The sequence below is a fragment of the Gracilibacillus boraciitolerans JCM 21714 genome (genome assembly GCF_000521485.1).
In the GTDB taxonomy this organism is placed as follows: Bacteria; Bacillota; Bacilli; order Bacillales; family Amphibacillaceae; genus Gracilibacillus; species Gracilibacillus boraciitolerans.
Window position 1 is genome coordinate 1 of the sequence record NZ_BAVS01000050.1, and the last position, 13,346, is coordinate 13,346.

The 13,346-nt window shown below is 35.8% G+C and carries 10 protein-coding genes and 3 pseudogenes; 4 read left to right on the forward strand and 9 right to left on the reverse strand.

Annotated elements, in window-relative coordinates; all coding sequences use genetic code 11:
- Together JCM21714_RS22465 and JCM21714_RS16830 are read left to right on the forward strand one after the other, a co-directional pair.
- A partial coding sequence (locus JCM21714_RS22465; RefSeq protein ID WP_235183007.1) for a hypothetical protein occupies positions 1–194 on the forward strand: 194 nt, incomplete at its 5' end.
- Between the two features lie 188 nt (positions 195–382).
- A complete protein-coding gene (locus JCM21714_RS16830; RefSeq protein WP_035726154.1) occupies positions 383–1,729 on the forward strand; it encodes a tetratricopeptide repeat protein in 1,347 nt (448 codons plus the stop codon).
- On the opposite strand, the gene JCM21714_RS16835 is transcribed toward JCM21714_RS16830, so the two are convergent.
- On the reverse strand, positions 1,726–2,601 hold the full coding sequence (locus JCM21714_RS16835) for a DNA-3-methyladenine glycosylase family protein (RefSeq protein ID WP_035726157.1): 876 nt from the start codon (positions 2,599–2,601) through the stop codon (positions 1,726–1,728). The genes JCM21714_RS16830 and JCM21714_RS16835 overlap by 4 nt on opposite strands.
- Before the next feature lie 86 nt (positions 2,602–2,687).
- On the opposite strand from JCM21714_RS16835, the pseudogene JCM21714_RS16840 reads away from it, so the two are divergent.
- Positions 2,688–4,221 (forward strand): annotated as a pseudogene (locus JCM21714_RS16840) (Ppx/GppA phosphatase family protein).
- A 147-nt stretch (positions 4,222–4,368) separates the two neighbouring features.
- A complete protein-coding gene (locus JCM21714_RS16845) occupies positions 4,369–6,468 on the forward strand; it encodes an RNA degradosome polyphosphate kinase (RefSeq protein ID WP_035726159.1) in 2,100 nt (699 codons plus the stop codon).
- 123 nt (positions 6,469–6,591) lie between these two features.
- Here the strand turns inward: JCM21714_RS16845 and pdaA are convergent, their stop codons facing one another.
- The 8 genes and pseudogenes from pdaA to JCM21714_RS16880 all read right to left on the reverse strand — a co-directional run bounded on the left by pdaA (position 6,592) and on the right by JCM21714_RS16880 (position 13,235).
- On the reverse strand, positions 6,592–7,389 hold the full coding sequence (gene pdaA, locus JCM21714_RS16850) for a delta-lactam-biosynthetic de-N-acetylase (protein ID WP_035726162.1): 798 nt from the start codon (positions 7,387–7,389) through the stop codon (positions 6,592–6,594).
- A gap of 55 nt (positions 7,390–7,444) precedes the next feature.
- Positions 7,445–8,753 (reverse strand): annotated as a pseudogene (locus JCM21714_RS16855) (Na+/H+ antiporter family protein).
- Positions 8,754–8,781: 28 nt separating this feature from the next.
- Positions 8,782–8,928, reverse strand: a complete 147-nt coding sequence (locus JCM21714_RS20440) for an SE1561 family protein (protein WP_162833714.1) — start codon at positions 8,926–8,928, stop codon at positions 8,782–8,784.
- Between the two features lie 261 nt (positions 8,929–9,189).
- Positions 9,190–9,955: pseudogene (locus tag JCM21714_RS19605) on the reverse strand (YfkD family protein).
- A gap of 53 nt (positions 9,956–10,008) precedes the next feature.
- Positions 10,009–10,401, reverse strand: a complete 393-nt coding sequence (locus JCM21714_RS16865; RefSeq protein WP_035726163.1) for an OsmC family protein — start codon at positions 10,399–10,401, stop codon at positions 10,009–10,011.
- A 15-nt stretch (positions 10,402–10,416) separates the two neighbouring features.
- Complete coding sequence (locus JCM21714_RS16870; protein ID WP_035726165.1) at positions 10,417–10,851, reverse strand: GtrA family protein; 435 nt, start codon at positions 10,849–10,851, stop codon at positions 10,417–10,419.
- A gap of 70 nt (positions 10,852–10,921) precedes the next feature.
- Positions 10,922–12,022, reverse strand: a complete 1,101-nt coding sequence (locus JCM21714_RS16875; protein ID WP_235183009.1) for a glycosyltransferase family 4 protein — start codon at positions 12,020–12,022, stop codon at positions 10,922–10,924.
- A gap of 64 nt (positions 12,023–12,086) precedes the next feature.
- Entirely contained in the window at positions 12,087–13,235 is a 1,149-nt protein-coding gene (locus JCM21714_RS16880; protein WP_035726168.1) for an NAD-dependent epimerase/dehydratase family protein, read from the reverse strand.
- Positions 13,236–13,346 lie beyond the last annotated feature (111 nt).

Below are 13,346 nucleotides of genomic sequence, written 5' to 3' on the forward strand. Positions count from 1 at the left end.
AAAAAAATCCAAACGATAACAAATCGTTTGGATTTTTCTTTCATCAATTATTTTTGTCTCTGGTAACTTATTTTCTTCAAATGGCAGCCACTGCCGCAAATGGAATCAATACAATGGTTAAAGCTAAAATGACGATCCAGAACATTTCTTTTAGCACGATGATCCCCCCTTTGTACGCTTTTCCTTCATCATAACATAGCAATCAATCGTTGCTTATCACTTGGGATAAAACATTACAAAGAATTTACATAACTATCTTTTTGAACCTTGAAACGATAAGAAGCCACGCCAAAAGAATTTCCAACATATTTCTTTGAACTTTAACGCTATTTTGAACTGTGCTACAATGGAGATAATTCGTAAGTAAAGGAGTTGTTATATTATGACAACAATCCAGTTGACCAATAATAAAAAGACAATAACACTTGAAATTCAGCAATTGATAATCTATAAACAAGCAAAAATCATTGAGGCAACGAACAATCAGAATCAATATTATAGTATTATTTTTTATAAGGACCGTTTTATTAATGCGAAAAAAACTTCCTCGATTCGTCTGCAATCCTTTTTGCGAACAGCCCTCACAAATGGTTACACATTTTCAGGTGATCATCCTTTAATTAAAGCGTTACTTTCCGGAGATAAAAGCTTTCGACTTACTACAAACAACCAAATGGTAACTAAATTACAAGATAAATATAATGATATAGAAATGCTTTATATCCTTGCTATGTTTGATAATTTCCTTGATGAAAAGAAAATTCAGGCATTATGCAGAAAAACATTCTATCAATATCGACGAAACGGCCAAGTCTTCAAAGCATTTCGCATTTTAATCAATTTTGTCCAGATTCGTCCCCCCCACGACAAATTTGCTCAGGATATGCTCCATCACTTTGACTTTCAAAAATTTTCTGACCAATATAAAGATATTGATCAACTTACAAAAAAATGGTCTGACCCTCTTTATTTAGAATCTGTCTTTTTTGAACAAGGTTTTCCAAAAGTTAGCATAAATCCGTTATTACAGCAATATCATATAGATAACCGAAAATTTGATCAGCTCAGTCTCTACTTTCTCAACGATTCGCAAATGGACGATCTTACTAAATTAAGTAATTTAGCAAAAGAGCTGTTAACTGAAAAAGGCCAGGTCCAATTATGGGAATTACTATTAAAAGAACAGCAAAATTCTGAGCAAATCATAAAGAAACTCGTAGAACTTAATAGTTATACAGCAATTCTCAATTATTATCTTAACAACCCTCAGTCCAATATCGACTTAAAGCTGTTAAAAGAGGCACTAGAGCAGATTCCTTCTCATGAACTAATCGAGAACTATCAGCAACTACTTAGTATCTTAACAACATCTTTTAAAAATGATTCCGCACAATTAGATAAAGTTTTGCATGTAGCCATAAAAAAATTACTCAAACATCTATCTTTACCAGACATATTGGAATCACTAAGCGATACAGAACTACCGATTATCAAAAAAATAAAGAAAATGGAGCAACTATCAGACAATCCTGACAAGCAGTTAGCATTAGGTGAAATTTATTATAACCTTGAACTTTACGATCAAGCGATTACCTGCTTTGAATGGGAAATGGAATTATCACCGAATAATCCAGCACCAATCAACTATCTCTATAAGTGTTACCAGGCAAAGGGTGATAAAGAACAAGCAAATACCTATAGACAATTAATGGCGAACATACCATCTTAAGGTTCTTCAATACTGCGCCATAATGTCATAGCGGCATAAGATCGATATGGTTTCCAACTTTGATTCCATTCTTCCAGCTCTATGGCAGTTGGTTTTTTAGCTAAACCTAAATAGAGCTTCAATGCATTTTGGATACCAATATCACTGGATGGAAATAAATCTTGTCTGCCTAAAGAGAACATCAGCCAATTTTGAGCGGTCCATGCCCCCCCTATTCCACGAATATTAATTAGTTGTCGCATCACTTCTTCATCTGATTTATCATGAAATGATGTTAAATCAAGTTCATTTGCAACAATTTGCTTAGCTGTATCTATTAGATATTCCGCTTTTTTTTTACTAAATTGAAGCTCCTGGAGTTCCTGATACGGAATGGTTGCGACTGTTTCAGGGGTAGGATAGAACCATATGCCATCAAGTTGTTCGCCATACTTCATTACAAAGCGTGACGTTAATACCTGGGCAAATGCCATATTTAATTGCTGATGAATAATTGTCTTTACTAAATTACTAAATGGATCAAATTCACGAATTAACGGTGTCGCAGAATATGCCTGAAATAATCCAGCCAAATCTGTTTTTTCAAAAAAGTCCTGAACCACCACAAGGTCCTGCTCCCATGCAAAAATATCTGCAATCATTGCTAATAATTCCTTTTTTCTAGATGTATGCTCTCCTTCTATTATAAATTCAGGATGTTCTGTTGAACCGATTGCCGTTACTTTTACAACATGTTTTTCCTGATTAATTCGTAAAGGCACACAGACTCGTCGTTCCTCTATATTAACGTAATTTAAATCATCCATATCCAATCGAAAGATAAGATAATCAAAATCGTAAGGCATGTCTAACGTTATGTTTTCTTGCCACATTCCTATAACTCCTTTCATTATTCAGAGTTTACCCTCTATTATGTTATAATGAAACAAAATTAACTACAAGAAAATAGGGTGGTTCGATGAAAAAACAATACTATGCCATTATTGATATTGGTTCCAACACGATGCGACTAGTTATCTATTTAAGGGAAAAAGGCGGCAGATTAAAAGAAGTAGAGAACGTAAAAGCCTCCGCACGATTACGAACTTTTTTAGACGATGAAAACAAACTAATACAGGCTGGTATTGACCGGCTACTGACAACCTTAAAAAGTTTTCAGGGTGTAGCAGAGACCTATTTACTAGAAGAAATGGTATGTGTTGCTACTGCTACGATCAGACAAGCAGCCAATCAAAAAGATGTGGTCCAACAAGTAAAAAAAGAAACAGGCATGAAAATACGTACACTTTCTGATCAGGAAGAAGCCTATTATGGTTATCTTGCTGTCGTAAACTCCACCTCTATCTCAACAGGTATTACGGTAGATATTGGGGGAGGAAGTACAGAAGTAACCTACTTTAAAAACAGGGAGTTAATGGAAGCGCACAGTTTTCCTTTCGGTGCATTAACACTTAAGGAATTTTTTTCTAACGATATCCCCCCCACTGAGGATGAAATAAAAGCTTTACAAACGTACTTATCTGAACAGTTTCGAAGCTTACCATGGTTAACAGCTAAAGAAATACCATTAATCGCAATTGGTGGAAGTGCTCGAAATCTCGTACAAATCGATCAGAACTTAAAAGAATATCCCCCCCTAGCCGGCTTACACCAATACAAAATGTATGATACAGATATAAAAAAGATAAGCAATTATTTAATGTCGCTTAAACCTGAAAAACTCTCAAAAGTAGAAGGTCTTTCCAAGGACCGGGCAGATATTATTATTCCTGCGATTGAGGTTTTTCATAGTTTATATCAAGTCGTTCAGGCTGATAGCTTCATCTTAAGTCGTAAAGGATTAAGAGATGGCGTCTTTTATGAGCAATTATCAAAGGAGGTTGGATCTATCCTTTTTCCTAATGTGTTAGAGGATAGTATGCAAGAGTTAATTACTGACTTTAATTTGGATCCAAAGCAGATTCTCCATGTTCAATATTTGACAAGACAGCTGTTTGACCATATAAAAGAGCATGGTTTAATGCATTTGGATAAGAAGGATTGGCAATTGCTCAAACGCGCAAGTTATTTATGTAATCTTGGGGAATATATTGATGCCGAGTCAAGTGCCCAGCATACATTTTATTTATTAGCCAATCGCACCATTGATGGCTTAACACACAAGGATCGCCTCAGACTTGCATTAATCGCTTCCTATAAAAATAAAACGACCTTTAAACAATTTATTAAACCATTTAAATCCTGGTTTTTAAAGGATGAAAGAAAAAAATTACGTCATTTAGGTGCATTGCTAAAATTCAGTTATTGTTTAGATGCTACTAAAAGACAGGTCGTAAAAGAAATTCGTTGTGATGACCACAAAAGCAAATTCACTATTACAATAAAATGTCAAGGGGGATTCAACCCCCCCCGAAGAATATCAAACAGAAAAGCAAAAAAAGCATTTAGAAAAGGCAATCAAAAAAGAAATTGATTTAGACTTTAAAATGTAAAGTTAAACTTAACCAAAATTTCACTTTCTCTTAACAAAAGTAAGTTTATAAAGCGTTATGATAGATAATAGATATTGGCTACAAAGTGAAACTTCTATCGATAGTGGTTTCACAGACAGCTAGCTCCGTGATAAAGGATGATGATTGATGTCAACTATCAAACAACAGAGTAATTTAGATTACGCTACTTATTATAATAATAGAGAGATCAGTTGGCTTCATTTTAATAAACGAGTATTAGAAGAAGCTGATGATGAATCAAATCCATTATTGGAGAGATTACGTTTTATTGCTATTTTCTCGTCAAATCTTGATGAGTTTTTCATGGTGCGAGTTGCAGGTCTAAAAGATCAAGTTAAAGCAGGTTTCAACCGTCCTGATAATAAGTCAGGATTAACACCTAAACAGCAATTGTCACAAATATCGAGCTTTAATCACGACTTAGTGGAACAACAGTATGCTCTATATAAAAAACTTATTCCGCTTTTTCAAAAAGAAAATATTCAGATTTTATCTATGGATGATTTAAACACTTCTCAAATTGATCAGCTTGAACATTATTTTGATGAAGAAATATTCCCTGTCCTGACACCTATGGCGATTGATGCTTATCGAGCATTCCCTATGTTATTAAATAAATCTATCAATTTGGCGATTCAGCTTGAGGATATATACGATGACGAGCAAGAGCGAGTAAAAACAGCAATAGTACAAGTACCATCCTTATTAGATCGTTTCATTCAAGTCGATGCATCAAACCAATTTGTATTGCTAGAGAATCTAATTAGTTATTTTATCCATAAATTCTTTAAGGGCTATCATGTTATTTCTACTACAACCTTCCGAATTACCCGTAATGCCGATATGACAATACACGAAGAAGGTGCTCGAGATCTTCTAAAAGAAATAGAGAAAGAATTAAAAAGAAGAAAATGGGGGGGCGCCGCTGTTCGTTTAGAAGTAGATGCCCAGGATTACAACCCTGAAATGGTAGATTTTCTTCTTCAGGTATTAGAAATACACAAAAAAGATTTATATATCATGAACGGACCTTTAGATCTTACGTTCCTAGATAACTTCTACAGTTATGTAAAGAAAGACAAAGAGCATTTAACTTACGAAACTCTTATTCCACAGCCGGCCAAAGATATTCATGAAGACGAAACGGTTTTTGAGGCCGTAAGAAAAAGAGATATATTTTTGCATCATCCCTATGAAACCTTTGAGCCAATCATTGATTTAATTCGTGATGCTGCAGATGATCCAAATGTGCTGGCAATTAAGCAAACACTGTATCGTGTTAGTGGGGATTCTCCAATTATTGAAGGTTTAAAACGAGCTGCCGAAAATGGTAAACAGGTAACAGTTCTGGTTGAGTTAAAAGCAAGATTTGATGAAGAGAACAATGTGCAATGGGCAAAAAAATTAGAAAAAGCAGGCTGCCATGTGATATATGGAATGATATCATTAAAAACCCATAGCAAAATTACTCTTGTTGTACGAAAAACCCAACGTGGTATCGAAAGAATTGTTCATCTGGGTACAGGGAACTACAATGATCAAACAGCTAAATTCTATACGGATATGTCATATCTTACCGTTAAAAGAAAATTTGGAATTGATGCTACCAATTTCTTTAATTATTTAAGTGGCTATACGGAAAAACCGACCTTCCACCATTTATCGATGGCTCCGTTTGATATCCGCAATGATATTATCGGCTATATTGATAATGAAATTGCGTTTCACCGACGATATGGCAATGGTCGAATTATCGCCAAAATGAATTCCTTAACAGATAAGCCATTAATTGAAAAATTTTATGAAGCTTCCCAGGCAGGTATTAAAGTGGATTTGGTTGTTCGCGGAATTTGCTGCTTGCGTCCAGGTATTGCTCGTGTGAGTGATAACATCAATGTCACAAGTATTGTTGGGCGATTTCTAGAGCATAGTCGTATTTATTATTTTCATCATAATGGTGAAGAGAAGGTGTTTTTATCCTCTGCCGATTTGATGACTAGAAATATGGTCAAGCGTGTGGAGCTAATGTTTCCACTTTTTGAGGGGCGAATTAAGGCTAGAATCTTATCTATTTTAGAAATAATATTACACGACACTGCAAAAATGCGTGTACAGGCACCTGATGGGAGCTATACACATATTAAGCATCAAACAACGGGTCCTTTACGGAATAGTCAACTAGCTCTATTTGATATGGCCTACGATGTCCTGGAGGATGAAGAATAAAGTATGGCCACACACAGTCCTTTAATTAGCCTTAAATTTACTTTATAGAGCTTGTATGACAATCTAAAAAAGATTACAACAAAAATAAACTCCGAACGATGCGAATTCGTTCGGAGCTTTTGGTTATTTGCCTTCTTTATTAAATCCGATTATTTCTTTTGGTAATAATTGTTTTAGCATGAGGTCATCTAAGCTTTTTAATTGATAACCTTGTTCTCTTAAGGAATCAATCAAATGTGCTACAGCATCTGCATTATCTTTTGAAACAGTATGCATTAACACGATCGCACCAGGATGTATCTGATCCATCACTTGCTTATATGCATGCTCCCAGCCCTTTTCGGAACCCTGATTCCAGTCAACAAATGCTACTGACCAGAAGATATGGGTGTAGCCCAACTCATTTGCCCATGATAAGGATGATTCATTAAAGGTTCCTTTAGGCGGACGAATATATTGAACATGGATATTTTTATCTACTACCTTGATTTTATCTGTCAGGGTTGTCACATCATCAGTAAATTCTTCTTTTGAAATCTTGGTAAAATCACGATGTCCATCAGAATGATTGCCAATAATATGACCATCTGCTACCATTCTTCGAACTAAATCTGGCTGATCCTCTACATAATGACCAGTCAGAAAGAAAGTAGCTGGTACTTTCTTTTCTTTTAACACATCCAGTATTTGCTCTGTAAATCCTGCTTCATATCCATTATCAAAGGTGAGATAGACATGTTTATCACCTGATGGATCCAAATAGAAGCTACGGTATTTCTCAAGTATTTGCTGGTACTTTCCTACTTCTGGCTGTTGATTATTTATTCCTTTTTTATATCCCCCCCATCCGTAACTGTTTGCTCCGACTTCAAGTGGAGCAATAATTAGAAAAACGAAAAACACTAAAAGTATTTTCTTCATATGATCACCCTTTTTATTTTATTCTTAATCAAAAGGGTGATCTTATACTATCAGCTTATAATAAAATACTGGCAATCCAGCCAAAGATAAACAACGGTATATTGAAGTGTAAGAAAGTAGGAACACAGGTATCCCAAATATGATGGTGTTTTCCATCAGCACTTAAACCTGCAGATGGTCCTAATGTGCTATCACTTGCAGGTGATCCAGCATCCCCCTAAGGCACCCGCAGTTCCGATCAATACTGCGATAGCCATTGGTGAAAAGCCTGCCTCCACACAAATTGGCACATAGAGTGCTGCAATAATCGGAATCGTACCAAATGAAGAACCAATTCCTAACGTGATAACTAAACCAACCGCTAATAAAATAAAGGCTATGATTGCTTGATGTCCTGTCAACATATCGGATGAGGATTGTACTAATGCGTCGATAGCTCCTGTTTCCTTCAAAACATTACCAAACCCTGAAGCGACAAGCATAACAAATGCGATAGTTCCCATCATCCCAACACCCTTTTGCACAAAGGCATCACCTTCTCTTAATGGTACTGCATAGAATAAGACCATTAAAATTACACCTGTTAGTGCTCCAATAACCAAGCTTTCTGTGATAAGCTGAACTACTAATGCTGCGATAATGGCAAGTATAGTCAAAGCATGGGAATAGTTAAAAGTAATTTCTGTCTCTTCCTTTTCATTCTTCATGCCATCAATCGGGAACCATTGTTTTGGTTCGCGTTGTTTACGATATGTAATAAAAACAGCAACAAGTAAGCCAAATATCATTCCTAATCCAGGGAATAATAAAGAATTCACAATTTCTCCTATTGTAATTGTTACTCCGTTATTACTCATACCATCCTGAATCGTCTGATGAAAAATTAACCCATATCCCAACGGAATCATAATGTATGGTGCTTTTAAACCAAATGTTAAAGCTGTAGCAACTGCGCGTCTGTCTAGTTTCATTTGGTCAAATAATTTTAATAATGGCGGAATTAATATTGGAATAAAAGCAATATGTACTGGCACAATATTTTGTGAAAGGGAAGCAATAAATGCAATCACTAATACCAACATTGTTTTCTTACCAGTCAATATCTTTATTAACCCTCGTACTAATAGCGATGTAATTCCTGTATAACTGATCATTGCAGCAAATACACCTAATAATATATAACTAAGGGCTGTACTGGCTTGTCCGCCCATTCCTTCAATTAACATTGTAATCGTATCCTGAATATTCATGCCTGCCATTAGTCCTGCCACAATCGATGCGATAATGATTGCAAATATGACATGAACTTTCAGCAAACTGAGAACAAGCATAACGATTACCGATATTACGACGATCCATTCCATCTTGTTTCTCTCTCCCTTTTATTTTTTCTTAAAGGTCCATTTCCATCTTCTCTATCATTTCGATTAATTGATCGACATCTTCAATGGATGTTTGTTCAGGATCTAAATGATCAAGCTGCGTGAGAAAATGTTCTAATTGTTGTCTGAGATGTTTAATTTTCTCTTCATTATTCATATTTTCGCTCCTTTCCGTTATTCCTTACTCATGCTAATAGAAATTCCCATACTTGTCTAGAATTTTTTGGTCAATTAATTAATAATTAACGGAGAAATCTATAGACTGTGACAAGTGGATTTCCTCATGAGTTTAGATTAACAAGGAAATCTTTTGCTTCAACACAGTGATTTCCTTGTTAGTTACGAGTTAGCGTATAGTTTTACTACTCCAAGTGAAAAAGCATGCACTCTAGAGAATAGATTGCATGCTTTTAATTGGTTATTTTGTTTCAAATTTGAAGGTTAGATAATTAGCAATCGGTAAATATGCGCCGACATCCTGCTTGGTAACATTTTTAATAACGATTTCCTTATTCGAACCTTTTAATTCTAAATAGACTTCGCCAATTGTTACTTTACCTGTATCTTTAACTGCTGGGATCGTTGCTGTTAATCTCCCTATTTTCGTTGTTGGAACTGTATAGGTTTTGCTTGATTTTGTTTCCCTTCCTACCACGGCATGAAAGGTTAGAGGCAGATCATGCTCGGACCTGGCCTTTTGTAATATCATTTGTTTAATCTGATCGGATTGGGAAACCTTAGCGGTAAGTGCACCCTTTACATGCTTTTCCTCGATCTGGTAATAATAAAGCTCTTGCTTATTATCTCCATTTACATTATTCACTTCATTGACATTAACGACTTGAAAATCCCAGTTCACTTCAGATGAAACGGAATCATATGCTAACGGCCAATGCCCGAGAAACACCTTAGCTCGATACCCGAAAGCAAAAGGAGAAGCTGAACGTTGATTCATTTAATAGCTTAATTAACGCTGGATTATCAATCTCAATTTTAGCATCTGCTAGCAGCGCTTTTACTTCTTCACTTGGTTCAATTGTTGGATCTTCCTCAGATAGTTGTTTATACGTGTTGTCCTGTTCGATAGAAACGGCATGATCTGGAATCCCTTCTTTTGATTGGGCAATTAGCGGGATCATTAACATCATTATTGATAGAATCACGGAAAGACCTAGCTTCTCCATATATTTCGCTCCTTTTTAGCTTAGTTTTACAATAGGAGCGAAAAATATGCGTATTATTTGCTTAGGTTGATAACTTCTAATTTTTCTGTAATTTTAACACTATCTTCTATTGTTCTGATCATAGAGCAATTTTTTCTTGCAAGCTCTAAGCTTTTTTCCATTTGATCTCTTTTTAAATCCACGCCTTTTACTGCATAGCGAAGATGGATAGCTGTAATTTTATTTGCTTCCTCTGATGACCTTTCTACATCTGCGAATATCTCCAAATCATCAATAGTGATTCGTTTTTTGTCTAATATTTTTCGAAAAACAGAGGCACTGCATCCAGCAACAGATGCTACCATAAGTTGAAATGGGCGAAAACCATAATCCTCATTTCCTGAAATATCAAGTTCCCCGTACGGCAATTTCGTGCGGACGCCACCTTCAGATAAGTAAAATTCCATTATTAACAACCTCCTTTAATAATCTTTAAAGACGAAGAACTTCACCATAAAAAAACTAGCCAAGGATGATAATGCCATTGCTAATACCTTTGCAATATTATAATTCCACCATGCAGGCATTTCCATGATCATAAACAATGAATGAGCTACAATAAAGACGACATTACTTATAACTAGACTAACAATTGCCTGCACGATAAAAGCAGAACGCTGATACGTGCTACCTTCAGAGGTACGTTTGAAGGTAATATTGGCATTCCATATATAACTATTTAAAATTGCCAACGTATAGGAAATAGTATTAAACAAAAGTAAAACGGTTGATTGATTTGAGTGGAATAATAGCAACAATAAATTTAAAGTACCAATATCTATTAATGCATTACTGGCACCAATTATACTAAACTGAATAAATTGAAAACGTCCACTCTTTCTTGGATGATTCTTCATAATGTCCCTTCTACTCTTCAGTCTTTGATCTGTTCGATTTTTTTATCAGATCGATTCTTCATTAAACCTGCTACCTGACTGTAAACATCCAGTGCTTGCCTCGATTGTTCATCCCAACCCATTTGATTAATCTCCTGCCAGGCTGCTTTAGCCAAGCGTCTCCGTAATGTTTCATCCTCAAAACGCAAGACAGTTTGAATAAAACTTCTTTACGATTTGGATCATACAATAATCCATTGGTTTGATCCTGGATTTGTTCTTTTGTTGGTCCACTTTGGGCAGCAACAATTGGCAATCCTGAAGCCATCGCTTCCATCAGCACTAATCCTAGAGTTTCTGTGGTAGAAGGGAAGATAAAAACATCCGCTGATGCATATGCTTGTGCTAATTCTTCACCATGCATAAAGCCCGTAAAAACAGTTGGAGTCCCTTCAAAGTGTCTTTCCAGTGCAGCACGGTGTGGACCATCACCTACAATCGCTAAAACAAATTGATCAGACTCTTCCAGGACTGACTTTATTTTCTCAATCTCTTTCTCTGCTGCTAATCTACCGACATATAAAAGAAGCCTTTTAGTTACCTCACCACTGGATAATCTGCTGCGCATTGCCTGATTTGATTTACTCGGATGAAAAAGGGTGGTATCCACCCCCCCGCGTTTCCATACATGAACATTGTAAAAGTTCCGTTTGTCTAATTCTTCTTTAACCACATTAGACGTACATAAATTCAGGGTGGCTTGACTATGCAGCTTACGAAAATACCACCATAATAATCCTTTAAACATGGATAAGTGGTAATAGTCAAGATACTTAGGTACCTGCGTATGATATGAGGCAACAAGTGGGTAGTCTAGCCTTTTGGCATAATATACTCCTGCCGCTCCAATCAATGCAGGATTTACAACGTGCACAATATCTGGCTGATATTGTTTAAGAATTGCTTTTACTTTTCTATTTGGCAAGGAAAAAGGTTTGGATCGATAAAAAAATAGTTTGCGAGCCGGCATACCAATTATTTCTGCACCCTTATACTCAGATACACCCAAATCTGGTGCGATAATTTTAACCTGATGACCAGCAAGCAGGAAATAGCTTATACTATTCGTTAATCGGGTGACAACACCATCTGTGGACGGCAAAAAGGTTTCAGTGATAATAAGTATTTTCATTGGTGCTTCATCCTCAGTGTCTTTTTCTAATAGTGTTCCCTTTTTTAGTTTTCAATAATCATCCCTATTTCCACTTGACTTGTGGTAATATATTACTTTCAATAACACGGTCCTTATGCTTAATTACTGCTCTAAGGATTTCTCTGATCACATCTTCAGTCAATAAATGTGGTTCAAGTCCTAAATCTTTTAATTTTGTATTTTCTGCCTGATAGAAATGATTTTCCAATTCTACTCTTGGATTTTCTATATTAGCAATATTAACGTCAAATCCTTCTTCACGAGCAACCTTTTGAACTTTTTCAGCTAATTCCGCTACTGTAAATTGCTCAGTAAATTGATTAAATACCCGGAACTCTCCTTGATCAGCAGGATTTTCAGCTGCTATTTCAATACATCTTATCGTATCTTTAATATTCAGGAAACCTCTCGTTTGTCCACCTTTACCATAGACTGTTAAATCAGAACCAACTGTTGATTGAATGATGAATCGATTTAATGCTGTTCCAAAGACGCCATCATAATCCAAACGATTAGTTAATACAGGATCCAGCTTTGTTTCATCCGTTTCTAAACCATATACGATACCTTGATTCAGATCTGTGGCACGGATCCCCCAAATTTTACAGGTTAACATGATATTGTGACTATCATGTACTTTGGATAAATGATAGAACGAACCAGGTTGTTTTGGAAAAGGTAGAATATCCTTTCTTCCTTTATGTTCAATTTCAATATACCCTTCCTCAATTGCAATATTTGGTGTGCCGTACTCACCTAATGTTCCTAATTTAATTAAATGACAATCCGGTACAACTTCTTTAATGCCAAACAATACATTTAATGTACCCGTCACATTATTTTCCTGCGTATATACGGCATGGTCTCTATCAATCATCGAATATGGTGCAGATCTTTGTTCAGCAAAATGAACAATCGCTTCTGGTTTTTCCCTTTTTAATACTTCTTTGAGGAAGTCATAATGTACCATATCTCCCTCGTATACTGGAATATTCCTGCCTGTAAGTTCTTCCCACTTCGCTACTCTTTCTTCTAAAGATGCGATAGGTGTCAGGGAATTGGAATGTAGTTCATTATCAATCCTTCTTCTTACACCGTTATCAATAATGGAAACCTTATGTCCTTGCTTTGATAGGTAAAGAGCTGTCGGCCAGCCACAAAAACCATCTCCACCCGCAATTAAAATTCTCATTCTATCCCCCCACCTTTTCTCGTAATTATTCGAAACAGATCCATATCAAAATCGTATCATGAATACCGAATGGAATATAGATTATTTAGAATGTTAACATAATTTTAATAT